Origin of the sequence: Pseudomonas sp. 102515 (assembly GCF_031085165.1) — a bacterium.
Taxonomy (GTDB): Bacteria; Pseudomonadota; Gammaproteobacteria; order Pseudomonadales; family Pseudomonadaceae; genus Chryseomonas.
On record NZ_JAVHTY010000026.1, the window covers coordinates 1 to 224 of the forward strand.

The 224-nt window shown below is 57.6% G+C and carries 1 rRNA gene; it reads left to right on the forward strand.

The features are described from left to right. Window positions 1-139 precede the first annotated feature (139 nt). Window positions 140-224, forward strand: a 5S ribosomal RNA gene (rrf, locus tag RCF34_RS22835); the annotation flags it as partial.

Sequence of the window (224 nt, forward strand, 5' to 3'; positions counted from 1 at the left end):
CCGCAGGTCAGAGCGTGAGGAAGACGACGCCGAAAACGGGCGCGTGGGTTCGCAAGACCCAAGACGAGTTGTCTACTTCGATCACAGACCCAATTGGGCCCGCCAGGCAGCTTCATCGCCTGGCCAGCCAACCGAATTGCTTGACGAACATAGAGCATTGGAACCACCTGATCCCTTCCCGAACTCAGAAGTGAAACGATGCATCGCCGATGGTAGTGTGGGGT